Source organism: Streptomyces sp. TLI_55 (assembly GCF_900206255.1).
Taxonomy (GTDB): Bacteria; Actinomycetota; Actinomycetes; order Streptomycetales; family Streptomycetaceae; genus Streptomyces; species Streptomyces aquilus.
The window spans coordinates 1,537,557-1,562,962 of sequence record NZ_OAOJ01000001.1 but is presented as its reverse complement, the minus strand read 5'-3'; the positions used below and the strand labels follow the sequence as shown (position 1 = coordinate 1,562,962).

Below are 25,406 nucleotides of genomic sequence, written 5' to 3'. Positions count from 1 at the left end.
GAGCGTCATCAGCCGCCGATCTGGAAGGATCCCCGGCATGCCCGCATCCCCCAGCACCGCCCGGGCCATCAACGACCGGCTCGCCCTGCGTCTGCTTCAGCGGGAAGGGCCGTTGACGGCAGGGCAGTTGAAGCAGCTCACCGGTCTGTCCCGGCCGACGGTCGCCGACCTCGTCGAGCGCCTCGCCGCGGCCGGGCTGATCGAGGTGGCCGGGGAGTCGGGCGAGCAGCGCCGCGGGCCGAACGCGAAGCTGTACGGCATCGTCGCCGACCGCGCCCAGCTGGCCGCGCTCGACGTCCGCACCGAGGGCGTCTCGGTCGTCGTGTCCGATCTGCTGGGCCGGGTGCTGGCCGAGTCCTCGGCCCCGATCGGCGGGGACATCGGCACCGGACCGGCGGTCGAACAGGCGGTGGCCCTGGTGGAGCGGGTCGCCAAGGAGGCCGGCGCCGACCGGCTGCACACCGTCGGCATCGGCGCCCCCGGCCTCATCGACCCCGCCACCGGTGAACTCCGCAAGTCCACGGGCCTGCCCGAGTGGCACCGCCGCCTGGTCGCCGCCCTCCAGGAACGCCTCCCGGACGCTCGGGTCCACGTCGAGAACGAGACGAACCTGGCGGCCCTGGCGGAGCAGCGGGACGGCGTGGCGCAGGACCGGGACACCTTCGTCCTGCTCTGGCTCGGCCACGGCACCGGCGCGGCGGTGGTCCTGGACGGCTCCCTCCGGCGCGGCGCGTCCGGCGGCACGGGGGAGATCGGCTTCCTGCCGGTACCGGGGACGGCGGGGCTGCCGTCGGCGACGGGGTGCGAGGGCGGGTTCCACTCGCTGGCGGGCTCCGCGGCGATCGCGGAGTTGGCGGGGGAGTACGGGGTGGTCGCGGAGGCCGACGGGCACGCGCCGGTGGCGGCGGGGCTGGTGGCCGCCGGGAGCGCGGCCTTCCTGGACGCCCTCGCCGACCGCCTCGCCGTGGGCGTCTCCTCCGTGGTGGCCGTCCTGGACCCCGGCTGCGTGGTCCTGGGCGGCGAGGTGGGGCAGGCGGGCGGAGAGGGCCTGGCGGCGCGGGTGGAGGAGCGGGTGCGCCGGATGTCGCCGCTGCCGACGGAGGTGCGGTCCAGTGCGCTGGGCGGCGCGGCGGTACTGCGGGGTGCGCTGCTGACGGCGCGGGACCGTGCCCAGGACGAGCTTTTCAGCCCGCCTGAGCGCTGACGTGACGCTTGAAGGGCCCGGCGACGGGCAAGGGCCGTCGTCACCGTCGCCGGGCCGGTCCGCGGTGATCCAGAAAGGACTAGACCAAAGAGTCTTACAGTCGGGCCGAGTTGAGAAGTCCAGAGACAGCACCTGTGAGCCACTCCACACAACTCACCCGTATGGACCACGATCAGCCGTGGCACACTGGCTCTGTACCAGAAGCAGCGCACTCCGGGGTCGGTGAAAGTCCGAACCGGCGGTTACAGTCCGCGACCCGACCGCTTCCAGCGGCCGGTTGACCAGGTGAAATTCCTGGACCGACGGTTAAAGTCCGGATGGGAGGCAGTGCGCGGCGGGCGGGCATTCGTGCGCGCCGCCGTAAGTGTTCGTCCTCGTGGACGACTCTGTCCGGCGTCGCCCCCGGTGTTCCTGCTCGCTCATTCTGTCGTCATCGACAGCCCCGGAGTCCGTGCCCGAATGAGGCAGGAGGACCCGGGAAGTGTTCACCGGAATCGTCGAAGAGCTGGGTGAGGTCACCGCCGTCGAGAATCTCGGCGACGCCTCCCGCTTCCGGCTGCGCGGCCCCGTCGTCACCGACGGCGCGAAGCACGGCGACTCCATCGCCGTGAACGGGGTCTGTCTCACCGTCGTCGAGCACGAGGGCGACGAGTTCACCGCCGACGTCATGGCGGAGACCCTCAACCGTTCCAGCCTCGGCGCCCTCACCGTCGGCTCCCGCGTCAACCTGGAGCGCCCCACCGCCGTGGGCGCCCGGCTCGGCGGCCACATCGTGCAGGGCCATGTGGACGGCACGGGCCAGGTGCTGGAGCGCAAGCCCTCCGAGAACTGGGAGATCGTGAAGGTCTCGCTCCCCGCGGACCTCGCGCGCTACGTCGTGGAGAAGGGCTCCATCACCGTCGACGGCATCAGCCTCACCGTCGTCGAGGCCGGCCCCGACTACTTCACGGTCAGCCTCATCCCCACCACCCTCGACCTGACCACGCTCGGCCGCAAGCAGCCCGGCGACCCGGTCAACCTCGAGGTCGACATCGTCGCCAAGTACGTCGAGCGGCTGCTCGCGAGCACCCAGGGAGCGGGCCGGTGAACTCGCTCAACACCGAGGCGTTCAGCCTCTTCGGCCAGCACATCCTCTGGTCGGACATGATCGGCAACATATTCGGCCTGATCGCCCTCGCCCTCGGCTGGCGCCGCTCCATCTGGAGCTGGCCCGTGCAGTTCCTGGCCGGCCTCATCCTCTTCGGCGCCTTCTACGGCCATCTGACCGGCAGCGCCGGCAAGCAGGCGATCGTCATGGTCGTCGCGCTGTACGGCTGGTGGCAGTGGAACCGCAGCAAGGAGCAGGGCGGCGACGGCCACATCGCCCCCCGGTTCGCCACCTGGCGCGAGCGCGGCGCGATGGTCGCCGCCGCGGCCGTCGGCACCGTCGCCGTCGCGCTGCTGTTCAAGGCGTACCCGAGTCTGTCCTGGGACCCTTGGCCGGACGCCTACATCTTCGTCGGCACCGTCGTCGCGATGTACGCCCAGGCCCGCGGCATGGTCGAGTTCTGGATCGCCTGGCTCCTCGTCGACCTGGTCGGCGTCCCCCTCAACTTCGCCAACGGTTACGCCTTCTCCGGCTTCGTCTACGTCATCTACGGCGCGCTCGTCCTGTGGGGCATGCGCGACTGGTGGCTGCGCTCCCGCACGGCCGCGCGGCCCGCTCTGGAAGGAGCGCCGGCATGAGCACCGCAACGATCCTGTACAGCACGGACGGCATCGAGGACTTCGCGCTCGACCCGGTCGAGCAGGCCATCGCCGACATCGCCGCCGGCCGCCCGATCGTCGTCGTCGACGACGAGGACCGGGAGAACGAGGGCGACCTCGTCGTCGCGGCCGAGAAGGTCACCCCCGAGATCGTGGCCTTCATGATGAGCGAGTGCCGTGGCCTGATCTGCGCGCCCATGGAGGGCGAGGAGCTGGACCGGCTCCGGCTCCCGCAGATGGTCGAGGACAACACCGAGCAGATGAAGACGGCGTTCACCGTCTCCGTCGACGCCTCCGGCGCGCACGGCGTGACCACCGGCATCTCCGCCGCCGACCGCGCCACCACGCTCCAGCTGCTGGCGAGCGGCGACGCCGAGCCCACCGACTTCGTCCGCCCCGGCCATGTCTTCCCGCTGCGCGCCCAGCCCGGCGGCGTGCTGGTCCGCAACGGCCACACCGAGGCGGCCGTCGACCTCGCCCGCCTCGCGGGCCTGCGCCCGGCCGGCGCGATCGTCGAGATCGCCGGCGAGGACGGCCGGATGCTGCGGCTGCCCGAGCTGATCCCGTTCGCCCGCAAGCACGGCCTGACGATCATCTCCATCGAGGACCTGATCGCCTACCGCCGCTCCGCCGAGCCCACCGTCCGCCGCGAGGCCGAGGTCCGACTGCCCACCGCCCACGGCGAGTTCACGGCGTACGGCTACCGCTCCACGGTCGACGGCGTCGAGCACGTCGCCCTCGTGCACGGCGAGATCGGCGACGGCGAGGACGTCCTGGTCCGCGTCCACTCCGAATGCCTCACCGGCGATGTCTTCGGCTCCGCCCGCTGCGACTGCGGCCCCCAGCTCGACGCCTCCCTGGACCGCATCCAGAGCGAGGGCAGGGGAGTGGTCGTCTACCTGCGCGGCCACGAGGGACGCGGCATCGGCCTGCTGTCCAAGCTGCGGGCGTACGAGCTCCAGGAGCGCGGCCGCGACACCCTCGACGCCAACCTGGAGCTCGGCCTGCCCGCCGACGCCCGGGACTACGGCGCCGGCGCCCAGATCCTCAAGGACCTCGGTGTGCGCAGCGTCCGCCTGATGACCAACAACCCCGACAAGTCCGACGCCCTGCTCCGCCACGGGCTCAAGGTCAACAGCCGGGAGCCGATGCCCGTACAGGCGGGCGAGCACAACCTCCGCTACCTGCGCACCAAGCGCGACCGGATGGGCCACGACCTGCCCTGGCTGGACACCGCCCCCGCGGCTCCCGTGTCCGCCTGCAACAACCAGTAACCCCTGTAAAGCACATCGAGGAGACCTGAGAACGTGAGCGGCAAGGGTGCACCGGAGCTGTCCGTACGCAACGTGGGTGACCTGCGGGTCGCCGTCATCGCGGCGCAGTGGCACGAGAAGGTGATGGACGGACTGGTCGACGGCGCCCTGCGCGCCCTGCACGACCTGGGCATCGACGAGCCGACCCTGCTCCGGGTCCCCGGCAGCTGGGAGCTCCCGGTCGTCGCCAAGGTGCTGGCCGGGCGGGGCTACGACGCGATCGTGGCCCTCGGCGTCGTGATCCGCGGCGGCACCCCCCACTTCGAGTACGTGTGCCAGGGCGTCACCCAGGGCCTCACCCAGGTCTCCGTCGAGACCGGCGTCCCCGTCGGCATGGGCGTGCTGACCTGCGACACCGAGGAGCAGGCCCTGGACCGGGCCGGCCTTGCGGGCTCCAACGAGGACAAGGGGCACGAGGCGGTGACGGCGGCGGTGGCGACCGCGGCCACCCTCCGCTCAGTATCTGAACCGTGGCGCTGACGGACGGCGGGTGTGGCATAGGCTGAGCGTCACCATGTCCAATAAGACGTTCGAGGAGCTCTTCACCGAGCTCCAGCACAAGGCCGCACACGGCGACCCCGCCACCTCCCGCACCGCGGAACTGGTCGGCAAGGGCGTCCATGCCATCGGCAAGAAGGTCGTCGAGGAAGCCGCCGAAGTCTGGATGGCCGCCGAGTACGAGGGCAAGGAGGCGGCTGCCGAGGAGATCTCGCAGCTGCTGTACCACGTCCAGGTGATGATGGTCGCCCGCGGCATCTCGCTGGACGACGTCTACGCCCACCTGTAAGTCCGCCCGTTCCGTAGTTCCTCCCCATCACGCAAAGGAAGCCGACCTCATGCTGCGCATCGCCGTCCCCAACAAGGGTTCCCTGTCAGGCCCTGCGGCGGAGATGCTGCATGAGGCCGGCTACCAGCAGCGCCGCGAGTCCAAGGAGCTGCGGATCGTCGACCCGGAGAACGAGGTGGAATTCTTCTACCTCCGCCCCCGCGACATCGCGATCTACGTCTCCTCCGGCCGCCTCGACATCGGCATCACCGGCCGCGACCTGCTCATCGACTCCGGCGCCAAGGCCGAGGAGATCCTCCCGCTCGGCTTCGCCCGCTCCACCTTCCGCTTCGCCGCCAAGCCCGGCACCGCGACCGGCGTCCAGGACCTCAAGGGCAAGACGGTCGCCACCTCCTACGAGGGCATCGTCGAGGGCCACCTCGCCGACCACGGCGTCGACGCCTCCGTCGTCCACCTCGACGGCGCCGTCGAGACCGCCATCGAGCTCGGCGTCGCCGAGGTCATCGCGGACGTCGTCGAGACCGGCACCTCGCTGCGCAACGCGGGCCTGGAGGTCTTCGGCGAGCCGATCATGAAGTCCGAGGCGGTCGTGATCCGCCGCACCGACGCGGACACCTCCTCGGAGAACGAGCCCAAGGTGCAGCAGTTCCTGCGCCGCCTCCAGGGCGTCCTCGTCGCCCGGACCTACGTGATGATGGACTACGACTGCCGCGTCGAGCAGCTGGAGAAGGCCGTCGCCCTCACGCCGGGCCTGGAGTCCCCGACCGTCTCCCCGCTGCACAACGAGGGCTGGGTCGCCGTCCGCGCGATGGTCCCCGCCAAGGAGGCGCAGCGGATCATGGACGACCTGTACGACATCGGCGCGCGGGCCATCCTGACGACGGCCATCCACGCCTGCCGTCTCTGAGGGACCCCACCGCCATGTCCGACGCTCCCGCCCTGCCCGTCACCTTCCGCCCCGGTCGCACCCGGGCCGTGCTGCTCACCGCCGGTGTCGCGATCTTCGCCACGATCACCGCGATCGCGCTGCTCCTGGAGAAGCTCGGCCCCGGTGAGCGGCTCAGCTTCATCGTCACCGCGGCCCTCATCTTCGGCGTGCTGGCCATGCTCGCCCGCGTGAAGGTGGTCGCCGAAGACTCCGGCGTCACCGTGGTGAACATCGCCTCCAGGCGTCGCCTGGACTGGGCCGAGATCATCCAGGTGAACCTCCGCCCCGGCGACCCCTGGGTGTTCCTCAACCTCAGCGACGGCACCAGCCTGCCCGCCCTGGGCATCCAGCCGGGCATCGCCAAGCAGCAGGCCATCACCGACGCCCGCGCTCTGCGGGCGCTCGTCGAGGCCCGCGGCACAAGGGATCTGCCGTAGAGGGCCCTGTCTTGATTAATCTGTTGGCGGAGACGTTTTCGTCGCGCCTCCGCCGCTGATGCCCGACCGGCCCTCAGCGGCCCCACTGCTACCCGAGGAGTGATTCCCTCCAGCGATGGACGGATCGTCCTGTAGTACCTGCGCCGCCCCCTCCCGACATACCGGTGAGGCGGCGGCATCATGACCATCCCCCTGCTGCTCCTCGCAGCCGCCTTCCTGCTGATCCTCGCCAACGGCTTCTTCGTCGCGGCCGAGTTCGGCCTCGTCACGGTCGAGCGGCCGGACGCCGAGAAGGCTGCTGCCGAGGGCGACAAACGCGCCCGTACGGTCGTCGAGTCGCTCAAGGAGCTCTCCTTTCAGCTCTCCGGCACCCAGCTCGGCATCACCATCACCTCCCTGGTCGTCGGCATGCTCGCCGAACCGGCGCTCGCGGAGCTGCTGAACGGCCCGATCACCGCGATCGGCATCCCCGAGGGTGCCGTCTCCGGTGTCGCGGTCGTCATCGGCATGCTGCTGGCGTCCGCCGTGCAGATGGTGATCGGCGAACTCGTGCCCAAGAACTGGGCGGTGTCCAAGCCGTTGCAGGTCGCCCGCTTCGTCGCCGGCCCGCAGCACGCCTTCGCGCGCCTGTTCCGCCCGGTCATCGCCGCGCTGAACGCGGTGGCCAACCGGCTCGTCCGCGCGCTCGGCGTCGAGCCCACCGAGGAGCTGGCCTCCGCCCGCACCCCCGGTGAACTCGTCTCCCTGGCCCGGCACTCGGCGCAGGCCGGCACCCTGGAGCAGGACACGGCCGACCTGTTCGTACGGACCCTGTCGCTGGCCGAACTCACCGCGCAGCACGTCATGACCCCGCGCGTGAAGGTCAGCTCACTCCAGTCGTCGGCGACCGCCGAGGACGTCGTCAACCTCACCCGTGCCACCGGCCTGTCCCGCTTCCCCGTCTACCGGGAGAAGATCGACGAGATCGTCGGCATGGTCCATCTCAAGGACGCCCTGGCCGTCCCCACCCACGAGCGGCTGCGCACCCCGGTGGGCAGAATCGCCCGCCCGGCCCTGCTGGTCCCGGAGACCCTCCCGGTCCAGCCGCTCCTGGCCCAGCTGCGCAGCGAGCAGCCCATCGCCGTCGTCGTCGACGAGTACGGCGGTACGGCCGGCGTGGTCACCCTGGAGGACATCGTCGAGGAGATCGTCGGCGAGGTCCGGGACGAGCACGACGGTCAGGACGTGCCCGAACTCGCCGCCGCCCCGCCCGAGGACGGCCGCCCCGCCTGGGACGCCGACGGCAGCTGCCGGGTCGACATCCTCCAGCGGATAGGCCTCGATGTGCCCGAGGGGCCGTACGAGACGGTCGCCGGCCTGGTCGCCGACCTGCTCGGCCGGATCCCGGCCGTCGGCGACAAGGCCGAACTGCCCGGCTGGCGGCTGTCGGTGCGCCGCGTCGGCCACTACCGCGCCGAGCGGGTCCGCCTGGTCCGCACGGGTGTCGTCGTGGAGGCCGCCCGATGACCGTGCTCCAACTCCTCTTCGCCGGGCTGCTCGTGCTCGCCAACGGCTTCTTCGTCGGCGCCGAGTTCGCGCTCGTCTCCGTCCGCCGCAGCCAGATCGAACCGCTCGGCACGGCCCGGGCCCGGCAGGTGCTGTACGGCCTGGAGCGGCTGCCGCAGATGATGGCCGCGGCCCAGTTCGGCATCACCGTCTGCTCGTTGACGCTGGGCGCGGTCGCAGAACCGACCGTCGCGCATCTGCTGGAGCCGGTCTTCGAGTGGATCCACCTGCCGCACGGCATGATCCACCCGCTGGGCTATGTGATCGCGCTCGCCGCGGTCGTCTTCTTCCACCTCGTCATCGGCGAGATGGTCCCGAAGAACCTGGCGATGGCCGCCCCGGAGAAGGCCGCGCTGTGGCTCAGCCCCGGTCTGGTCGCCTTCGCCCGGGTGTGCAAGCCCATCACCATCGCCCTCGGCGCCTGCGCCCGGGCGATCCTGCGGCTCTTCCGCGTCGAGCCCAAGGACGAGGTCGAGGCGGTCTTCACCAGCGAACAGCTCAACCGCCTGGTGGAGGACTCCGGACAGGCCGGTCTCCTCGACCCCGAGGAGCAGGAACGCCTGGAGGACGCCCTGGAGCTGGGTTCCCGCCCGGTCACGGACGTCCTCCTCCAGAGCGATTCCCTGGTGACCGTCGGCCCGTCGGTCACGCCCGGCCAGGTGGTCGAGCTGACCGCGCGCACCGGCTACTCCCGCTTCCCGGTGGTCGCCGACAACGGCGCCTTCATGGGCTACCTGCACGTGAAGGACGTACTCGACCTGGAGGAGTCCGAGCGCGCGGTGCCCCAGCACATCTGGCGCTCCATGACGACCCTCAGGTCGGAGCTGCCGCTGGACGACGCCCTGACGGTGATGCGCCGCGCGGCGACGCATCTGGCGCAGGTGGCGGACGCGTCGGGCAGGGTGCTGGGCCTGGTCGCCCTGGAGGACGTGCTCGAACTCCTGGTGGGCGAGGTGACGGACCCGGCCCACCGGGAGGCCACGGAGGTGAAGGTGACCGAGCCCCGGGCGAGCGGTGAGCCCGAGGAGGCGTTCGCCCAATAGCGCCGGGCGGGGGCTACAGCGCCGACGGGTCCTGTGGCCCCCGCCCCGACAGCACCTCTCCGTACGCCTGCATCAGATCCGGCAGCCGCAGCGTCGACAGGTCGTCCCGCGTCAGCATCCCCGGGTAGGTCGACAGCCGCAGGTCCCGGTACGCGCAGCTCTTCTCGTACAGCGTCCGCAGGAACCGGCCGTTGCCCAGCTCGTCGATCCACCCCTGGTCCACCACGTGCCCGGCGATCGACCGCAGCTCGTCCAGCGCCTCCTCGTCCCACACGTCACCGTTCTCCGCGGCGAGGACCTCACCGATCGAGGTCAGCTCCAGGGGGCGGTACGACGGGAAGTCCACGCGGGTCGTGAAGCGCGACGACAGTCCGGGGTTGGCGGCGAGGAGGCGGTCCATGCCCTCGGGATAGCCGGCCAGGATCACCACCAGGTGGTCGCGGTTGTCCTCGGCCCGCTTCAGCAGCACCTGCAAGGCCTCGTCGCCGTACGCGTCGCCCTTGCCGTAACCGGAGTTGGAGAGCGAGTAGGCCTCGTCGACGAACAGCACCCCGCCGATCGCGGAGTCGATGAGCTCGTTGGCCTTCACGGCGGTCTGCCCGAGGTACTCGCCGACGAGATCGGCCCGCTGGGCCTCGACCAGATGGTCGCCGCCGAGGAGGCCGAGGGCGTAGAAGACGCGGCCCAGGATGCGGGCCACGGTGGTCTTGCCGGTGCCGGAGGGGCCGGAGAAGACGAAGTGCCGCTTGGGAGGCTGGACCGGCAGCCCCTGCCCGGCGCGCAACCGCGCCATGTTCAACTGTGCCGACAGCGCCTTGACCTGCCGTTTCACGGGCTCCAGGCCCACCATGCGCTCCAGTTCGTTGAGCGCTTCCTCGAGTAAGACCGGATCGGTGGGGCCGGCGGGCAGGGTCGGGGAGGTGGCGAGCTTCTCGCGCACCGCCGGGTCGGGCACCTGCGGCAGCGGGCCCGTCGGCAGGTCCGGCTCGGGCAGCCGCAGGTCCCGGCCCTCCGTGCCGAAGAGCGGATCGAGACCGTCGGGCCCGTCCAGGACGTCCTGCGCGCCGGACAGGGTGATCGCCGCGAGGTCGGCCGCGTCGTCGTAGCCGTCGCCCTCGGCGATCGCCGCGAGCCGGGCGGAGGTGTCCATGAAGGCCGGGTCGACGCGGTGCACGGCACGGTAGAGGGGGAGCGCGGCGGCGGAGCGGCCGGTGCCCTCGTGCGCCCGGGCGAGCCAGTAGCGCAGTTCCTTGCGCTGCGGCTGCTCGCTGCGACAGCGCATCAGTGCCGCCGACAGCAGGGGCTCCGCCTGGCCGTACATCTCCAGCCGCACCCGCGCCATGCCGCCGAACAGGCCGGCCTCGATGCCGAGCAGCGGATCGTCGATCAACGGGTCGGTGTGCCGGATGAGTTGGTCCCAGTCCTTGACCAGATAGGACCGGCAGGCGTGCAGGAAACGCACCTGCGGATCGGCGTCCACGGGCGGCAGGCCGGCCAACGCCCGGTCCAGCTCCGGGACATGGCGTCCGTCGAGCCAGTGCGAGGCGTGCGCGAGCAGCAGGTCGCGCGGGCTCTCCAGCACCGGCTGCACCCACCAGCCCAGCCAGTACCAGGAGTTGAGGGTCCTGCGGTGCCGGGCGCGCTGTTCCCCGAAGCGCTCGCGGTGCCGGAACATCCGCAGCAGCGCGGTCGTCGTGTCGATGCGCAGCGCGTGCAGCCCGAGCCAGCCGTCGGCCATCCCCGGGTCCATCCGCACCGCGGCCCGGAACTCCTCCTCCGCCTGCGGATAGGCCCCCATCGTGTAGGCGTCCACACCTCGCAGCCAGGCGAGGTCGGCCGGGGCCTTGGAGCCCTGCATGCCGAAGTCCATCACGTCCCCCACAAACCGTGCCCCCGTTGGTTGGTCGCCGAGCCGTCGCCCGCCGACCGCCTTGATCGAACCGCCTTGCTGCGGACCGGAGTTGCAACGGTGCGCAGAGCTGCCGTCCGTAGGTCGCACCGAGGGCATCGTACCTGCGGGGGCAGGGCCCGCCGTAGGGTGCCGCACAGGCCGTTTGGCGAGGTGGGAGCAGATGGGGCGCATTGCGCGTGGTGACCGAGGGTGAGCGGATCGCGGCTCGGAGCGCCCGAAAAGGGAGTTGAGGGCAGAACGAAGCCCCCGATCACGGGGGAACAACCGGGGGCTTCGCGACTGCGGGCGGCTGCGAAAGGCCGCACATTGAGAACGTAAGTCCTGTACGGCCCGTCGGTCAAGCCGAGTTGAAGCACTTCGGAAAGTTCGGCCGCAAGGGTCTTCACAAGTTCAGCACATTGCGGACGGTCCCTCACCCTGAGTGATTTTCTGGTCCGGTCCAACGGTCCCGGCGGGCCCGGTGAGTACCTCGTACCCCTTCTTCACCTGCCGGACCAGAAGATCGGCGAACGGCCGAGAAGGATCGTCCGCGAAGTGCGCGCGTTCCGCCCGGACCCATCCCTCCCAGAACTCCCGCTGCTCCGCCCCGTCCCGGGAGCGCCCCCGGGCCCAGGACTCCTCGCGGGGCAACTCCATCCACAGCAGCTGGGCCAGGTACGGCCGCAGGGCCCGCCGTCCGGCGCCGACACCTTCGACGAGGGCCACGGGGGCCGGGGGCAGCTCCCGTGGCGGGCCGAAGCGCCGGGCGTGCCAGTCGTAGGGGGTGTAACGCGCGCTCTCGCCCCGCCGCCACGGCTCGATCACCTGCTCCAGCAGCCGCCCGGTCCAGTCGAACAACTGCTCATGGCTCGCGATGTCGTCGAGGTGCAGCACCGGCGCACCACCGAGCTCCGCCGCCAACTGCCCGGCGAACGTGGACTTCCCGGAGCCGGCGTGTCCGTCGACACCGACCAGCCGGACCGGCCCGCAGGAAGGGGGGAGCCGGCGGAGCCGGGTGACGAGGTCGCGCATGGCCGGTTTCCTGGGGCGTCGGAGGGCGGGGGAGTGCCGAGCACTCTAGCCGCCGCAGGTCATGCCAGTGGTGTAGGCCAATATTCGTGGGCGTGGCATGGCTCGAAGTGCTGGCAGGAGGCTGTCGATTGTGGTCATAGTTGGCGCACGAACGAGCAGTGGACCTGCCCGAACTCGGACACACTATGGGGGTCGTTCCGTCCATGAGCAGAGCCGAACAGCCGTCCCGGAGAGCCGTACTGACCGCCGCGGTCGTCGCCGCGGTCGCGGGCAGCGCGGGCCCCGCCGTCGCCGCCGACGCCGCGCCCGGCGCCGGGAAGCCCGCCCAGGCCCCGGCCCGCCTGGTCGACAACCGTTTCTGGACGTCGTACACCGACTGGCGCGGCGGTCTCGCGAAGGGCACGCGTGCCGTCGCGGGCGCCCGCCCGGGCCTGGTCATCGGAACCGCCGCGGGCACCGTCGGCTACACCGACCCGCACACCGGCAAGACGGCCGACTGGGAGTACGCGACCTGGACGTCCCCCGTCCACAAGCTCGCCGTCCCCTCGACCGAGGCGATCGCGTCCTGGAACGCGCACACCCCGGACGGCACCTGGCTCCAGGTGGAGCTGAAGGGCACCTACTCCGACGGCACCGACACGCCTTGGTACGTCATGGGCCGCTGGGCGGCAGGCGACCAGGACATCCGGCGGACCTCGGTGGACGACCAGACGGACGACAAGAGCAGCATCTGGACGGACACCTTCGCGATCGACAAGCCGGCGACGGGGCTGCGCCTCACCTCGTACCGCCTGCGGCTGACCCTGTACCGCAAGCCGGGCACCAAGAAGACCCCCACGGTCTGGCGGCTCGGCGCGATGGGCTCCGACATCCCCGACCGCTTCACCGTCCCGGCCTCCACGCCGGGGCTGGCCCAGGAGCTGATCGTCCCGCGGTACTCGCAGGAGATCCACGCCGGTCAGTACCCCGAGTACGACAACGGCGGCGAGGCCTGGTGCAGCCCCACCTCCTCGCAGATGATCATCGAGTACTGGGGCGGCCGGCTCACCCCGGAGCAACTGGCCTGGGTCGACCCTACGTACGCCGATCCGCAGGTGTGCCACGCGGCCCGGTACACGTTCGACTACCAGTACGCGGGCTGCGGCAACTGGCCGTTCAACGCGGCCTACGCGGCCACCTTCGACGGGCTCCAGGGCGTGGTAACGCGGCTCGGCTCGCTCACCGACCTGGAGACGCTGATCGCGGCCGGCATCCCGGCCATAACGTCCCAGTCCTTCCTGAAGGAGGAGCTCACCGGGGCGGGGTACGGCACCTCCGGGCACCTGATGACCGTCATCGGCTTCACCGCCGAGGGCGATGTGATCGCCAACGACCCGGCCTCGCCGAGCGACGAGGCGGTGCGCAGGGTCTACAAGAGGGCCGAGTGGGAGAAGATCTGGCTCCGTACCAAGCGGTACAACGCCAGCGGCAAGGTGGTCTCCGGCACAGGCGGCGTCTGCTACCTGTACTTCCCGGCCCGCCCGACCCCGCGGCAGTGCAAGGCGCTCGCGGCGGTGGGAGTGCGCTGAGGCGGAGCGGGGCCCCGGTGGGTGCCGGGGCCCTGTGACCAAGGTCTCGGCCGCAAATGCCCCGGTCGGTGGCAAGGTGGACGAATGACCGCATCAACAACCGCCGCCGCCCGTGCCCGTACCGGCGGCCCCAAGGACGAGGGCCCGAAGGTCCTCGAACACATCGCGGGCTGGACGCTCGTCGTGGTGATCGCGATGCTCGTGACCCAGCTCGGCCTTCTGTGACCTGACTCCTGCTTGACCTGACATACTGCGGGTGTCCCGCCACCAGCCCGAGACCAGGGTCGAAATTGAATATCAGTGATCAGCGTGCGGCCGCCCGGCCACGGGCGCGCGGCACCGAGCGCTCGGTCGCACGCCGCGCCGAACTCATCGCGATCGGGCGGCGGTTGTTCGCCGACACCTCGTACGACGCGCTCTCCATGGACGACATCGCCCGTCAGGCGCACGTCGCCAAGGGGCTGATCTACTACTACTTCCAGTCCAAGCGCGGCTACTACCTGGCCATCATCCAGGACTCCGTCGCCGACCTGGTCACCTTCGCGGCGAGCGGCCTCCTACTGCCCCAGGTGGACCGGGTGCAGCGCACGATCGACAGCTATCTGCGCTACGCCGAGCACAACCAGGCCGCCTACCGCACGGTCGTCAGCGGCGGCGTCGGCTTCGACACCGAGGTGCACGCCATCCGGGACGGAGTACGCGAGGCGATCGTCGCGACCATCGCCGAAGGCGCCTACGGCCGCACCGACATCGCCCCGCTGGCCCGCATGGGACTGCTGGCCTGGGTGTGCAGCGTCGAGGGCGCCACCCTCGACTGGATCGACCGCCCCGAACTGCCCCGCGACACCATGCGCGAACTCCTGGTGAAGACCCTGGGCGGCGCGATGCGCGCCATCGAGGAACTCGACCCGTCCTACCCGGCCCCGGAGCCGGCCCGCCGCGACGAGGGCTGAACGAAGGGCGGAGGCTGAGGCCTGAGGGAAGGGTGGAGGCTGACGCCTGAAGGAAGGGCGGAGGCTTGCGCGCCCCCGCCCCGAGTTCCCTGCACCTGACGTCAGTTGATCGCCTTGATCAGCTCACCGCCCGTGGTGTCACCGCTCAGCTCCCAGAAGAAGGTGCCGCCGAGCCCCTGCTGGCTCTTGTACGTCATCTTCGTCGCGATGGTGGCGGGGGTGTCGTAACTCCACCAGTTGGAACCGCACTTGGCGTACGCGGTGCCGGCCACGGTCCCGGTCGCCGGGCACTTCGACTTCAGCACCTTGTAGTCCTCGATGCCCTGCTCGTACGTCCCCGCCGCCGGGCCGGTCGCCGTGCCGCCGGGTGCCGACTGGGTGACGCCGGTCCAGCCGCGGCCGTAGAAGCCGATGCCGAGCAGCAGCTTCGAGGCCGGGATGCCGAGGCCCTTGAGCTTGGCGATGGTCGCCGAGGTGTAGTAGTTCGCCGTCGGGATGCCCGCGTAGGAGGTGAGCGGCGAGTGCGGTGCCGTCGGGCCGGTCGAGGCCCAGGCGCCGAAGTAGTCGTACGTCATCGGGTTGTACCAGTTGACGTACTGGGCCGCGCCCGCGTAGTTCGCCGCGTCGATCTTGCCGCCCGAGGTGGCGTCGGCGGTGATGGCCGCGGTGACCAGCGCACTGCTCCCGAACTTCGAACGCAGCGCCGCCATCAGGTTCTTGAACGCCTCCCGGCCGCTGGTGTCACAGGTGTTGCCGCACGCGTTCGGGTACTCCCAGTCGATGTCGATGCCGTCGAAGACGTCGGCCCACTTGGAGTTCTCGACCAGGTCGTAGCAGGACTGCGCGAACGCGGCCGGGTTCTTCGCGGCCTCGCCGAAACCGCTCGACCAGGTCCAACCACCGAAGGACCAGAGGACCTTGAGGCCCGGGTGCTTCTTCTTCAGCTCCCGCAGCTGGTTGAAGTTGCCGCGCAGCGGCTGGTCCCAGGTGTCGGCCACGCCGTCCACCGACTCGGCGGCCGTGTAGGTGCGGTCGGTCGCCGCGTAGGCGTCGCCCATCGCGCACTTGCCGCCCGTGACGTTGCCGAAGGCGTAGTTGATGTGGGTGAGCTTGGCCGCGGAGCCGGACGTCTCGATGTTCTTGACGTAGTACTTGCGGTCGTAGGTGCCCCATTCGGTGAAGTAGCCGACGATCTTGGATGCCTTGAGCGTGGGCCCGGCGGCCGGCTCGGCGGTCGCGGTGCCCGCTCCGGCCAGCAGCCCGGCGCCGAGGACCGCGCAACAGGCGGCCGACACGAGCGCCCGGAATCGGGTGCGGGGACGTGGGGAGGTGTGCATCGGGTGTCTCCTCGTGGGGGAGAGGGGAGCATGCGCCGATTGGCATGAACGCGGAAAGGCGTTGGTCCGTCACGGTAGGAGGACTAGACCAGTACGTCAATGGTTCGGACCAATTTCGTCGCTTCTCGAGCCTCGCTCCAGGTTTCCTGAAGTAAGCGGTCGTTAACTGGTGACTCGATGCCGCCGATCGGGCATACTCACAGCGCAGAGCCGCTGGTCAGCAGCTTCCGAGACCCGGGAGTGCGAGCATCGGCACAGCCCTCAGCCAGACCCCCGGCGGAGTCGCCCACCCAAGGCGCACACCCGTCGATGTGCCCGACAGGGAGGAGAGCGTCGCCATGCCCGAGCGCGCCCCGCAGCCGGTGGACCGGCAACTGCCCACGGACGAGGCCCGGGACCTGATCTCGCTCGTCCGCGACATCGCGCAGCGAGAGATCGCCCCGAAGGCGGCGGAGGAGGAGGACGCGGGACGCTTCCCGCGCGAGGTCTTCACCCTGCTCTCGGAGTCCGGACTGCTCGGACTGCCCTACGACGCCGAGTACGGCGGCGGCGACCAGCCGTACGAGGTCTACCTCCAGGTCCTCGAAGAGCTCGCCGCGGCCCGGCTCACCGTCGGCCTCGGGGTCAGCGTGCACACCCTCGCCTCCTACGCCCTCGCCGCCTACGGCACCAAGGAGCAGCAGGTCGAACATCTGCCCGCGATGCTCGGCGGCGGGCTGCTCGGCGCCTACTGCCTCTCCGAACCCGCTTCCGGTTCGGACGCGGCGTCCCTGCGGACGAAGGCCGTCCGGGACGGCGACGACTGGGTCATCAGCGGCACCAAGGCCTGGATCACACACGGCGGCATCGCCGACTTCTACACCGTCATGGCCCGCACCGGCGAGGAGGGCGCCCGCGGGATCACCGCCTTCCTGGTGCCCGGTGACGCGGCGGGCCTCAGCGGGGCCCTGCCGGAGAAGAAGATGGGCATGAAGGGCTCACCCACCGCCCAGGTCCACCTCGACGGCGTGCGCGTCGGCGACGACCGGCGGATCGGCGACGAGGGCCAGGGCTTCGCGATCGCCCTGTCCGCGCTCGACTCCGGGCGGCTCGGCATCGCGGCCTGCGCGATCGGTGTGGCCCAGGCGGCGCTGGACGCGGCCGTGGGGTACGCGACGGACCGGCGGCAGTTCGGCAAGCCCATCGCCGACTTCCAGGGGCTGCGTTTCATGCTCGCCGACATGGCGACCCAGATCGAGGCGGGCCGCGCCCTGTACCTGTCGGCGGCGCGGCTGCGGGACGCGGGCCGGCCGTTCGCCAAGCAGGCGGCGATGGCCAAGCTGCTCTGCACGGACACGGCGATGAAGGTCACCACGGACGCCGTCCAGGTCCTCGGCGGGTACGGCTACACCGCGGACTTCCCCGTGGAGCGCTATATGCGCGAGGCCAAGGTGCTGCAGATCGTCGAGGGCACCAACCAGATCCAGCGGATGGTCATCGCCCGTCACCTGGCGGGGCCGGAGTCGCGCTGAACTGGCCGGGTCTGACCTGCGGCGCCGCGAGCCTGACCCACTCCGGGTCGTGGCGCCCGGGCAGGGTCCGGCCCCGGTCGGCCCACGCCCGCATCAGGTCGCGGTAGATCGGCGGATCCGGCTGCTGTGGCGACGGAACCGATTCTGCGGGCGGCGGCACGAACACCCGGTGCTGACGCCCGGTCGCTGAATATGTGGGGGTCATACCAGGGCAACGCGGGGGCGGTCGAGCAGGTCACCCGTGAGTGGAATCGAGCGTGAGTTCGCGGGGCGTCTCCGGGGCCGGCCTCCGATGGCTGAGTTCGCGGGCATCCCCGGGTCTGGCCTCCGACGGCTGTCTGACGTACCGTCAGCCCAGCTGTCTCCAGGGAGGTTTGCCGTGGCCGACGACCGCCCCGTACCGCTCGACGAGTACCCGGTGCACCAGGTGCCCCTCTCCATGAAGCACGTGGCGACCGGTGACCGGAACGCCTACGACCGCTGCATCTTCCACGTCCTCGACCACGAGGGCCGTGCGCTGCTGATCCTCGGGCTCGGGGTGTATCCGAACCTGGGCGTGATCGACGCGTACGCCACGTTGCGCACCGGCCAGGTCCTGCACGCGGTGCGCGCCTCGGACGCGCTCGGCGAGGACCGGATGCGGCTCGCCGTCGGCCCGCTGAGGATCGAGGTCGAGGACCCGCTGCGCCGGCTGCGACTGGTCTGCGACGACGACTCTTTGTCGTACGACCTCCTGTGGACCGCCGACTTCCCGGCCCTCTGGGAACCCCACCACATCCAGCGCCGGGGTGGCCGGCTCACCCTTGAGGGGCGGCGGTACGTGCAGGCGGGGAGCGTGGCGGGTGTCGTGCGCGCCGCCGGTGAGGAGTTCCGGATCACTCCGGACGGGTGGACCGGCACCCGGGACCGCAGCTGGGGTGTGCGGCCGATACCGGGTGAGGAGGGCGGCCGGCTCGCGGCGGAGCATCCCACCGAGGGCTTCCACTGGATCTGGTGCCCGGTCCATCTCGGCGACCGCTTCCTGATGGTGATCGTCCAGGAGGACGCCGACGGCTACCGCACCCTCAACGACGCCACACTCGTCCGCCCCGGCGGGCCCGACCGCCAACTCGGCTGGCCCCAGGCCGAGATCACCTACCGTCCCGGCACCCGCCACCCCGAACGAGCGCTCATCCACCTCGGAGACCCGCGCAAGCCACAGGAGCTGGAGGTCGAGATCCTCACCTCCTCCCCGCTCGCGCTCGGCGCCGGCTACCCGCCCGCCGACGACTGGCAGCACGGCACCTGGCACGGCCACGGCTGGACGGATCGCCGTACCTACGACCTCACCGAGCCGCACCCCCTGGCGGCGTACGGGGTCACCGACCACGCCGCCCGCTTCCGCCTCGACGGACAGGTCGGCCACGGCATCTTCGAGCACGGCTCGTTCGGACGGCACGACCCGAGCGGGTTCACCGGCTTCGACTCCGTTGCCCGATAGCCGGATTCCTCCTGTTCAAGTCCGTTGTCCCATAAGGGGGTTGCCCCATGGCCACGGCACCTCGGCCCCGTACGACCACGCGTGACCCGGAGGACCTCGCCCGCCGCCTCACCGCCTGGCTCGACACCCGGCTCCCCGGCGCGAAGGCCGTCGGCGTGACCGTCCCCGCCTCCAACGGCATGTCCAGCGAGACGCTCCTCTTCGACATCGAGCACCCCGAACCGCCCTTGCGGGCCTGCGCGTTGAGGCTCGCGGCGGACCCGGCGGCGTACACCGTCTTCCCGGTCTACGACATGGTCCGCCAGTACCGGACGATGCGTGTGGTGGGGGAGCACTCCGACCTGCCCGTGCCGAAAGTGCTGTGGCTGGAGGAGGACCCCGGACCGCTCGGCGCGCCCTTCTTCGTGATGGAGCGCGTGGAGGGCCGCGTCCCGCCGGACGTCATGCCGTACACCTACGAGGGCAACTGGCTGCACGCGGCGAGCGACGAGGAACGGGAGCGTCTGGAGGCGTCCTCCATAGGGCTGTTGGCCCGACTGCACGACCAAGTGCCCCTGGCAGAGGTCCAGTTCCTGGCGCTCCCCGGAGAGGGCGACGCGCTGCGCCGCCACGTCACCGCCCAACGGGCCTACTACGACTGGGTCGTCGACGGTGTCGCCCGCTCACCGCTCATCGAGGCGACCTTCGACCGCCTGGAGCAGACATGGCCCCGCGAACCCGGCCCGCCCGTCCTCAACTGGGGCGACGCGCGCATCGGGAACGTCGTCTACGACGGCTTCGCCCCCGCCGCCGTCCTCGACTGGGAGATGGCGGCGCTCGCCCCACGCGAGGTCGACCTCGGCTGGACCGTGTATCTGCACCGCTTCTTCCAGGACCTGACCGAGGCCTTCGGCCAGCGCGGACTGCCGGACTTCCTGCGCCGCGACCGCATCGAGGCCCGCTACGCCGAACTCACCGGCCACACCCCGCGCGACATGGACTTCTACATCCTCTACGCCGCCCTGCGTCAGGCGATCGTCATGCTGCGCGTCGCCTACCGGCAGGTGCACTTCGGTGAGGTCGCCGTCCCGGCCGACCCGGACACACTGATCCTGCACCACGGCAGCCTGCGAGCCATGGTGCAGGGCAGCTACTGGGATTGAGCGGTGCCCGGGGGCGCGCTCAGGCGGCCTGGCGTCGCATCGCGGGGACCCTGAAGGGGCGCGAGCCCGGTCCGCCGACGTGCGAGAAGGGCTGGGTCCGCCAGTCGAGTCCCTGAGGGAGCGTCAACAGCAGGGCGGTGTCCTGCTCCTGGGGCTCGACGTCCTCGTCCGCCGGACGAGCCTCGGCGGCACGGCGACCGGTGCCGGCGCAGACCGTGAGACCGAAGGGGTTCCAGGGCGAGGCGCACAGCGCGTGCTCCGGAAGCACCTCCTCGTCCGCCAGGAGGGCGATGGGCTGCGCGCAGTCAGGGCAGACCACCCGGAACATCTCGAAGGTGTCGTACGCGTCGAGCTCGTCGTCGAGGGCGTCGGGTTCGACACCCTCCGGCTCGGGCTCGGCGACCGCCTGGAGTCGCTTGGGTGCGGTACGACCAGGACGCTTAAGACTCTGCATGGGATTCTCCCCCTCGGGCTGGGCCGTGAAGGCACTGCGGCCTCGACCACAGCAAGCACTTCCCGCCCCGTCTCGGCGGTAATCACGAGAACATCACGGAGACCGTTCGGGCCCTGTGGCGTTCGTCACATGCCGCACGCAGGTGCCCGGCGCGGCCGTTTTGTCCCCCAGTCGGCGCACAGGCCGCTCCCGGCCACATCACGAACAGGGCATGACCTGGGCCGCTGAGGTATCGGAGGAGATCACGGGCGCTGTAAGTTCTTGCGTCATGGAGGAGCTGGACCGTCAGATCGTGCAGCTGCTCGTCAAGGACGGGCGGATGAGTTACACAGACCTCGGCAAGGCCACGGGCCTGTCCACGTCGGCCGTGCACCAGCGGGTGCGCCGGCTGGAGCAGCGTGGCGTCATCCGTGGATATGCCGCGGTCGTCGACCCGGAGGCCGTCGGGCTGCCCATGACGGCTTTCATCTCGGTGAAGCCGTTCGACCCCAGCGCCCCCGACGACATCGCGGACCGCCTGGCCGGCGTGCCCGAGATCGAGGCCTGCCACAGCGTCGCGGGCGACGAGAACTACATCCTCAAGGTGCGGGTGGCCACCCCGCACGAGCTGGAGGAGCTGCTGGCGCGGCTGCGGTCGCTGGCGGGAGTCTCGACCCGGACCACGGTGGTGCTGTCGACCCCCTACGAGGCCCGGCCGCCCCGCATCTGACCCACCTGCGTGCAAAGCGGTCCCCGCCAGGCGCGAGACTGTTCCCCATGAGTGAGTCCGCCGCCGCGCCCCAGACCGTCCTGCTCCGCCGAGGAGAGGTCCACAGCCCCGCCGACCCCTTCGCCACCGCGATGGTCGTCGAGAGCGGTCAGGTCGCCTGGGTGGGCTCCGAAGGCGCCGCGGACGCCTTCGCGGACGGCGTCGACGAGGTCGTCGACCTCGACGGCGCCCTGGTCACCCCGGCGTTCACCGACGCCCACGTCCACACCACCGCCACCGGCCTCGCCCTCACCGGCCTCGACCTGTCCGACGCGCCCTCCCTGGAGGCGGCCCTCGCCCTCGTACGGGACTTCGCCGCCGCCCGCCCGGCGGACCGCGTCCTGCTCGGCCACGGCTGGGACGCCGCCCGCTGGCCCGGCGGACGCCCGCCCACGCGCGCGGAGCTCGACGCGGCCACCGGCGGCCGCCCCCTCTACCTCTCCCGTATCGACGTCCACTCGGCGGTCGTCACGACGGCCCTGCTCGACATGACGTCCCACGGGCACGTGGACGGCCCGCTCACCGCCGACGCCCACCACGCCGTGCGCGCCACCGCGCTCGGAGCCATCACCCCGGCCCAGCGCGTCGAGGCCCAGCGCACCGCCCTCGCCCACGCCGCCTCCCTCGGCATCGGGTCGGTGCACGAGTGCGCCGGGCCGGACATCTCCTCCGAGGACGACTTCACGGGGCTGCTGCGGCTCGCCGCCGAGCAGGCCGGGCCGCGGGTCGTCGGCTACTGGGCCGAGCGGGACGTGGAGAAGGCGCGCGAGCTGGGCGCGCTCGGCGCGGCCGGCGACCTCTTCGTCGACGGCGCCCTCGGCTCCCACACCGCCTGTCTGCACCGTCCCTACACCGACGCCGAGCACACCGGCACCGCCTACCTGGACGCGGCCACCGTCGCCGCCCACGTCGCCGAATGCACCGAGGCGGGCCTCCAGTCGGGCTTCCACGCGATCGGCGACGCCGCCGTGACCGCGGTGATCGAGGGCGTGCGCGCCGCCGCCGAGAAGGTCGGCCTGGCGCGCGTCCGCGCCGCCCGGCACCGCGTCGAGCACGCCGAGATGCTCACGCCCGAGACCATCGCCGCCTTCGCCGAGCTGGGCCTCACCGCCTCAGTGCAGCCCGCGTTCGACGCCCTGTGGGGCGGCGAGGACGGCATGTACGCGCAGCGCCTGGGCGCCGAGCGGGCCCGCACCCTGAACCCCTTCGCGGCACTCCTGCGGGCCGGCGTGCCCCTCGCCTTCGGCTCCGACAGCCCGGTCACCCCGCTCGACCCCTGGGGCACCGTCCGCGCCGCGGCCTTCCACCGCACACCCGAGCACCGGATCTCGGTCCGCGCCGCGTTCACGGCGCACACACGGGGCGGCTGGCGGGCGATCGGCCGGGACGACGCGGGCGTCCTGGTGCCGGGCGCACCGGCCGACTACGCGGTCTGGCGCACCGACGAGCTGATCGTCCAGGCCCCGGACGACCGCGTCGCCCGCTGGTCCACCGACCCCCGCTCCGGCACCCCGGGCCTGCCCGACCTCTCCCCGGGCGCCGACCTGCCGATCTGCCTGCGCACGGTCGTGGGCGGGCGGACGGTGTTCGTGCGGCCGAGCGAGTGATCTCCCGGGGTGGCGAGGCTCCGAACGGCTGCCGCCGCCCCGTCTCGCGACCTGCGCATCCTCCGCACTGACCTGGGCATTGAGGAAAGACGCGCAGGTCAAACGGCTGTTGACAGGCGACGGCAGGGGGCCGGTAGGTTCGGCCCAGTCCACCACCGGACGCCCTACCGGGGAACGTCCGCGAACTCGTCGCCGCGCCGCTGGGTCAGGGACGGTGTGCCGCACCGGGGCACCGCCACTGGGAGCCAGGCTCAGCGCCCGCGCCGCTGCGAGGGAACGTTCCGGCCGGTCGGGGAGGTGTGACCCGGGTGGGGCCCGGGCGCTCAGTAGACAACGGCTTTCGGTCGACCCGCAGCCAGCGGGTCCCAGGTCGGCCCGAAGGGCGCCGGGCCCCCATCCGCCGCACGCGCAGGTGCCGAGGACGTCGTCCTTACCCAGCTCTTGTTAAAACGACACCACCATACGAACGTCCTGTCACGTCGTCCTACGTGCCGCCGACTATGGTGGACGCCTGCGTACGGACTGAAGGGGCAGTAGTGAACGACGGCGACGGGACTCTCGCGGGGAGGCAGTTCGGCCCGCTGGGCACGGCCTTGGTGATCATCCCGACCTACAACGAGGCCGAGAACATCAAGAAGATCGTGGACCGGGTCCGCAAGGCGGTCCCCGACGCGCACGTCCTCGTCGCCGACGACAACAGCCCCGACGGCACCGGCAAGCTCGCCGACGAGCTCGCCGCCACCGACGACCACGTCCAGGTCCTGCACCGCAAGGGCAAGGAGGGCCTCGGCGCCGCCTACCTCGCGGGCTTCCGCTGGGGGCTGGACAACGGCTACGGCGTGCTGGTCGAGATGGACGCCGACGGCTCCCACCAGCCCGAGGAACTGCCCCGGCTGCTGACCGCCCTCAAGGGTGCCGACCTCGTCCTCGGCTCCCGCTGGGTGCCCGGCGGCCGGGTCGTGAACTGGCCCAAGTCCCGCGAGTTCATCTCCCGCGGCGGCAGCCTCTACTCGCGCCTCCTGCTCGACGTCCCCATCCGCGACGTCACCGGCGGCTACCGCGCCTTCCGCCGCGAGACCCTGGAGGGCCTCGGCCTCGACGAGGTCGCCTCCCAGGGCTACTGCTTCCAGGTCGACCTGGCCCGCCGCGCGATCAAGGCCGGCTACCACGTCGTCGAGGTGCCCATCACGTTCGTCGAGCGCGAACTCGGCGACTCCAAGATGAGCCGCGACATCCTGGTCGAGGCCCTGTGGCGGGTCACCACGTGGGGCGTGGGGGAGCGGGTCGACAAGGTGCTGGGCCGCGACAAGCAGGCCTGACCGCACCGGTTGCGGGGATACGGCCACGCAGGTCCCGTTGATCAGCCCCTTATCCCGTGTTGAGCCGGTCCCAGGCACACTGGACGCATGACGACTGGCGCTCCGACCCCCACGTACCCCGCCCGGCCCCGGCGCTCCCGGCTGCGCACCTTCATGCCGCTGGGGATCGCGGCCTGGCTGGTGCTGGAGATCTGGCTGCTGACCGTGGTCGCCGGCGCCGCGAGCGGGTTCACGGTGTTCCTGCTGCTGCTCGCCGGGTGCGTGCTCGGTGCGGTGGTCATCAAGCGGGCGGGCCGCCGGGCCTTCCAGAACCTCAACCAGGCGCTCCAGCGCGGCACGGCCCCGTCCAGCGGCGGTGGCAACGGCTTGATGATGCTCGGCGGCCTGCTCCTGATGATCCCGGGCCTGATCTCGGACGTGGTCGGCCTGGTGCTGCTGATCCCGCCGGTCCAGAAGGCCCTCAGCCGCTACACGGAGCGGACGGTCGAGCGTCGGCTGCGCGAGGCCGCCCCGGGCACCCTGGGCGACGCCTTCCAGCAGGCCCGGATGCACCGCCCCGACGGCAAGGTGGTCCAGGGCGAGGTCATCCGGGACGAACCGCGGGACACACCGCAGGACCCGCGCCGCCCGCTGACGGGCTGAGTTCGGCGGAAAGGCCGCCGCCCGGCAGCGGCCACAACGCGAACAACCGCGGGCACAACATAAAAAACAACCGCGGGCGCCGTACGCAGATTTCACGTACGGCGCCCGCGGTTGTTTACGTGCGCTGTGTTCTCGCTCAGGCCCCGCAGGGACTACGCGGACTTGCGGCTGTCGCGCGGGTGAACGGCGATGTTCATCGCCCCCGAGCGGAGAACCGCCAGACGCTCCTCGAGGACCTCTTCGAGTTCCTCGCGGGTGCGCCTCTCCATCAGCATGTCCCAATGCGTACGCGCGGGCTTGGCCTTCTTCTCTTCAGGGCCGTCGCCGTCAACGAGGAGTGCCTGGGCCCCGCAGACCTTGCACTCCCACTCCGGCGGGATCTCCGCCTCGACCGAGAAGGGCATCTCAAACCGGTGCCCCTTCTCGCATGCGTACTCCACGGCCTGGCGTGGGGCCAGGTCGATGCCGCGGTCCGTCTCGTAGCTGGTCACCACGAGGCGCGTGCCGCGAAGAGCTCGCTCACTCATGAATCGTGCCTCCCGGGCTTGTCGCCCACAGGACAGGTGTCGCTGTCGTCGTCATCCGGTCAACGTCCGGTCGGCGGTAAAGATTCCCGTTCCGGGCAATGCGTCGCCGTCGTAGCCGCCCCTTGTTGTACCCACCGGCGCCCGGTTTGTCACATCTGCTAGCAGATGTCACCCAGCGTTTCGGCATCTTTG

The 25,406-nt window shown here is 71.2% G+C and carries 25 protein-coding genes and 1 riboswitch; of the genes, 20 read left to right on the top strand and 5 right to left on the bottom strand.

Features of this window, described 5'->3' with window-relative positions; genetic code table 11:
* Window positions 1-37 precede the first annotated feature (37 nt).
* The 10 genes from CRP56_RS07260 to CRP56_RS07215 all read left to right on the top strand — a co-directional run bounded on the left by CRP56_RS07260 (window position 38) and on the right by CRP56_RS07215 (window position 9,003).
* Window positions 38-1,204 (top strand): ROK family transcriptional regulator, encoded by a 1,167-nt coding sequence (locus CRP56_RS07260; RefSeq protein WP_097261419.1) that lies wholly within the window; start codon window positions 38-40, stop codon window positions 1,202-1,204.
* A 204-nt stretch (window positions 1,205-1,408) separates the two neighbouring features.
* A riboswitch (FMN riboswitch) is annotated at window positions 1,409-1,539 on the top strand.
* Window positions 1,540-1,685: 146 nt separating this feature from the next.
* Window positions 1,686-2,291, top strand: a complete 606-nt coding sequence (locus CRP56_RS07255) for a riboflavin synthase (RefSeq protein WP_097261417.1) — start codon at window positions 1,686-1,688, stop codon at window positions 2,289-2,291.
* The gene (locus CRP56_RS07250) at window positions 2,288-2,929 is read left to right on the top strand and encodes a nicotinamide mononucleotide transporter family protein (RefSeq protein WP_097261415.1); all 642 of its coding nucleotides are present in this window, start codon (window positions 2,288-2,290) and stop codon (window positions 2,927-2,929) included. Before CRP56_RS07255 ends, CRP56_RS07250 begins: the two co-directional genes overlap by 4 nt.
* On the top strand, window positions 2,926-4,224 hold the full coding sequence (locus CRP56_RS07245; RefSeq protein ID WP_097261413.1) for a bifunctional 3,4-dihydroxy-2-butanone-4-phosphate synthase/GTP cyclohydrolase II: 1,299 nt from the start codon (window positions 2,926-2,928) through the stop codon (window positions 4,222-4,224). Before CRP56_RS07250 ends, CRP56_RS07245 begins: the two co-directional genes overlap by 4 nt.
* A 33-nt stretch (window positions 4,225-4,257) precedes the next feature.
* Complete coding sequence (gene ribH / locus CRP56_RS07240) at window positions 4,258-4,743, top strand: 6,7-dimethyl-8-ribityllumazine synthase (protein ID WP_059196336.1); 486 nt, start codon at window positions 4,258-4,260, stop codon at window positions 4,741-4,743.
* 34 nt (window positions 4,744-4,777) lie between these two features.
* Complete coding sequence (locus tag CRP56_RS07235) at window positions 4,778-5,050, top strand: phosphoribosyl-ATP diphosphatase (RefSeq protein WP_030946750.1); 273 nt, start codon at window positions 4,778-4,780, stop codon at window positions 5,048-5,050.
* A gap of 49 nt (window positions 5,051-5,099) precedes the next feature.
* Window positions 5,100-5,957: an ATP phosphoribosyltransferase gene (hisG, locus tag CRP56_RS07230; protein ID WP_097261411.1), complete on the top strand. Its 858-nt coding sequence runs from the start codon at window positions 5,100-5,102 to the stop codon at window positions 5,955-5,957.
* A 14-nt stretch (window positions 5,958-5,971) separates the two neighbouring features.
* A complete protein-coding gene (locus tag CRP56_RS07225; RefSeq protein ID WP_097261408.1) occupies window positions 5,972-6,415 on the top strand; it encodes a PH domain-containing protein in 444 nt (147 codons plus the stop codon).
* A gap of 180 nt (window positions 6,416-6,595) precedes the next feature.
* Complete coding sequence (locus CRP56_RS07220) at window positions 6,596-7,921, top strand: hemolysin family protein (protein WP_097261406.1); 1,326 nt, start codon at window positions 6,596-6,598, stop codon at window positions 7,919-7,921.
* Window positions 7,918-9,003, top strand: coding sequence for a hemolysin family protein (locus CRP56_RS07215; RefSeq protein WP_097261404.1), 1,086 nt, complete (start codon window positions 7,918-7,920; stop codon window positions 9,001-9,003). Before CRP56_RS07220 ends, CRP56_RS07215 begins: the two co-directional genes overlap by 4 nt.
* Window positions 9,004-9,016: 13 nt before the next feature.
* Here the strand turns inward: CRP56_RS07215 and CRP56_RS07210 are convergent, their stop codons facing one another.
* The gene (locus CRP56_RS07210) at window positions 9,017-10,873 is read right to left on the bottom strand and encodes an AAA family ATPase (protein ID WP_097261402.1); all 1,857 of its coding nucleotides are present in this window, start codon (window positions 10,871-10,873) and stop codon (window positions 9,017-9,019) included.
* 432 nt (window positions 10,874-11,305) lie between these two features.
* A complete protein-coding gene (locus CRP56_RS07205; RefSeq protein WP_097261400.1) occupies window positions 11,306-11,926 on the bottom strand; it encodes a uridine kinase family protein in 621 nt (206 codons plus the stop codon).
* 203 nt (window positions 11,927-12,129) lie between these two features.
* Here CRP56_RS07205 and CRP56_RS07200 point away from each other — a divergent pair, with 203 nt between their 5' ends.
* The 3 genes from CRP56_RS07200 (at window position 12,130) to CRP56_RS07195 (ending at window position 14,447) form a co-directional block, all read left to right on the top strand.
* On the top strand, window positions 12,130-13,494 hold the full coding sequence (locus CRP56_RS07200) for a peptidase C39 family protein (RefSeq protein WP_097273799.1): 1,365 nt from the start codon (window positions 12,130-12,132) through the stop codon (window positions 13,492-13,494).
* Between the two features lie 84 nt (window positions 13,495-13,578).
* Complete coding sequence (locus tag CRP56_RS46995) at window positions 13,579-13,719, top strand: SCO1431 family membrane protein (RefSeq protein ID WP_107484042.1); 141 nt, start codon at window positions 13,579-13,581, stop codon at window positions 13,717-13,719.
* 65 nt (window positions 13,720-13,784) lie between these two features.
* Window positions 13,785-14,447, top strand: coding sequence for a TetR/AcrR family transcriptional regulator (locus CRP56_RS07195; RefSeq protein WP_097261399.1), 663 nt, complete (start codon window positions 13,785-13,787; stop codon window positions 14,445-14,447).
* A 101-nt stretch (window positions 14,448-14,548) separates the two neighbouring features.
* On the opposite strand, the gene CRP56_RS07190 is transcribed toward CRP56_RS07195, so the two are convergent.
* A complete protein-coding gene (locus CRP56_RS07190; RefSeq protein ID WP_097261398.1) occupies window positions 14,549-15,784 on the bottom strand; it encodes a glycoside hydrolase family 18 protein in 1,236 nt (411 codons plus the stop codon).
* 338 nt (window positions 15,785-16,122) lie between these two features.
* On the opposite strand from CRP56_RS07190, the gene CRP56_RS07185 reads away from it, so the two are divergent.
* The 3 genes from CRP56_RS07185 (at window position 16,123) to CRP56_RS07170 (ending at window position 19,917) form a co-directional block, all read left to right on the top strand.
* Window positions 16,123-17,295 (top strand): acyl-CoA dehydrogenase family protein, encoded by a 1,173-nt coding sequence (locus CRP56_RS07185; protein ID WP_097261397.1) that lies wholly within the window; start codon window positions 16,123-16,125, stop codon window positions 17,293-17,295.
* Between the two features lie 379 nt (window positions 17,296-17,674).
* On the top strand, window positions 17,675-18,775 hold the full coding sequence (locus tag CRP56_RS07175) for a hypothetical protein (protein ID WP_097261395.1): 1,101 nt from the start codon (window positions 17,675-17,677) through the stop codon (window positions 18,773-18,775).
* A 47-nt stretch (window positions 18,776-18,822) separates the two neighbouring features.
* Complete coding sequence (locus tag CRP56_RS07170; RefSeq protein WP_097261394.1) at window positions 18,823-19,917, top strand: phosphotransferase family protein; 1,095 nt, start codon at window positions 18,823-18,825, stop codon at window positions 19,915-19,917.
* A gap of 19 nt (window positions 19,918-19,936) precedes the next feature.
* Here CRP56_RS07170 and CRP56_RS07165 read toward each other — a convergent pair whose 3' ends face one another.
* Window positions 19,937-20,371 (bottom strand): hypothetical protein, encoded by a 435-nt coding sequence (locus CRP56_RS07165; protein ID WP_097261393.1) that lies wholly within the window; start codon window positions 20,369-20,371, stop codon window positions 19,937-19,939.
* A gap of 268 nt (window positions 20,372-20,639) precedes the next feature.
* Here CRP56_RS07165 and CRP56_RS07160 point away from each other — a divergent pair, with 268 nt between their 5' ends.
* The 4 genes from CRP56_RS07160 (at window position 20,640) to fxsA (ending at window position 24,687) form a co-directional block, all read left to right on the top strand.
* Window positions 20,640-21,080: an Lrp/AsnC family transcriptional regulator gene (locus CRP56_RS07160; protein WP_004002750.1), complete on the top strand. Its 441-nt coding sequence runs from the start codon at window positions 20,640-20,642 to the stop codon at window positions 21,078-21,080.
* 47 nt (window positions 21,081-21,127) lie between these two features.
* On the top strand, window positions 21,128-22,726 hold the full coding sequence (locus tag CRP56_RS07155) for an amidohydrolase (RefSeq protein WP_097261391.1): 1,599 nt from the start codon (window positions 21,128-21,130) through the stop codon (window positions 22,724-22,726).
* 536 nt (window positions 22,727-23,262) lie between these two features.
* The gene (locus CRP56_RS07150; protein ID WP_097261389.1) at window positions 23,263-24,045 is read left to right on the top strand and encodes a polyprenol monophosphomannose synthase; all 783 of its coding nucleotides are present in this window, start codon (window positions 23,263-23,265) and stop codon (window positions 24,043-24,045) included.
* A gap of 87 nt (window positions 24,046-24,132) precedes the next feature.
* Entirely contained in the window at window positions 24,133-24,687 is a 555-nt protein-coding gene (gene fxsA / locus CRP56_RS07145; RefSeq protein ID WP_097261387.1) for an FxsA family membrane protein, read from the top strand.
* Between the two features lie 152 nt (window positions 24,688-24,839).
* Here fxsA and CRP56_RS07140 read toward each other — a convergent pair whose 3' ends face one another.
* The gene (locus tag CRP56_RS07140; RefSeq protein ID WP_003977404.1) at window positions 24,840-25,214 is read right to left on the bottom strand and encodes an RNA polymerase-binding protein RbpA; all 375 of its coding nucleotides are present in this window, start codon (window positions 25,212-25,214) and stop codon (window positions 24,840-24,842) included.
* Window positions 25,215-25,406: the final 192 nt, after the last annotated feature.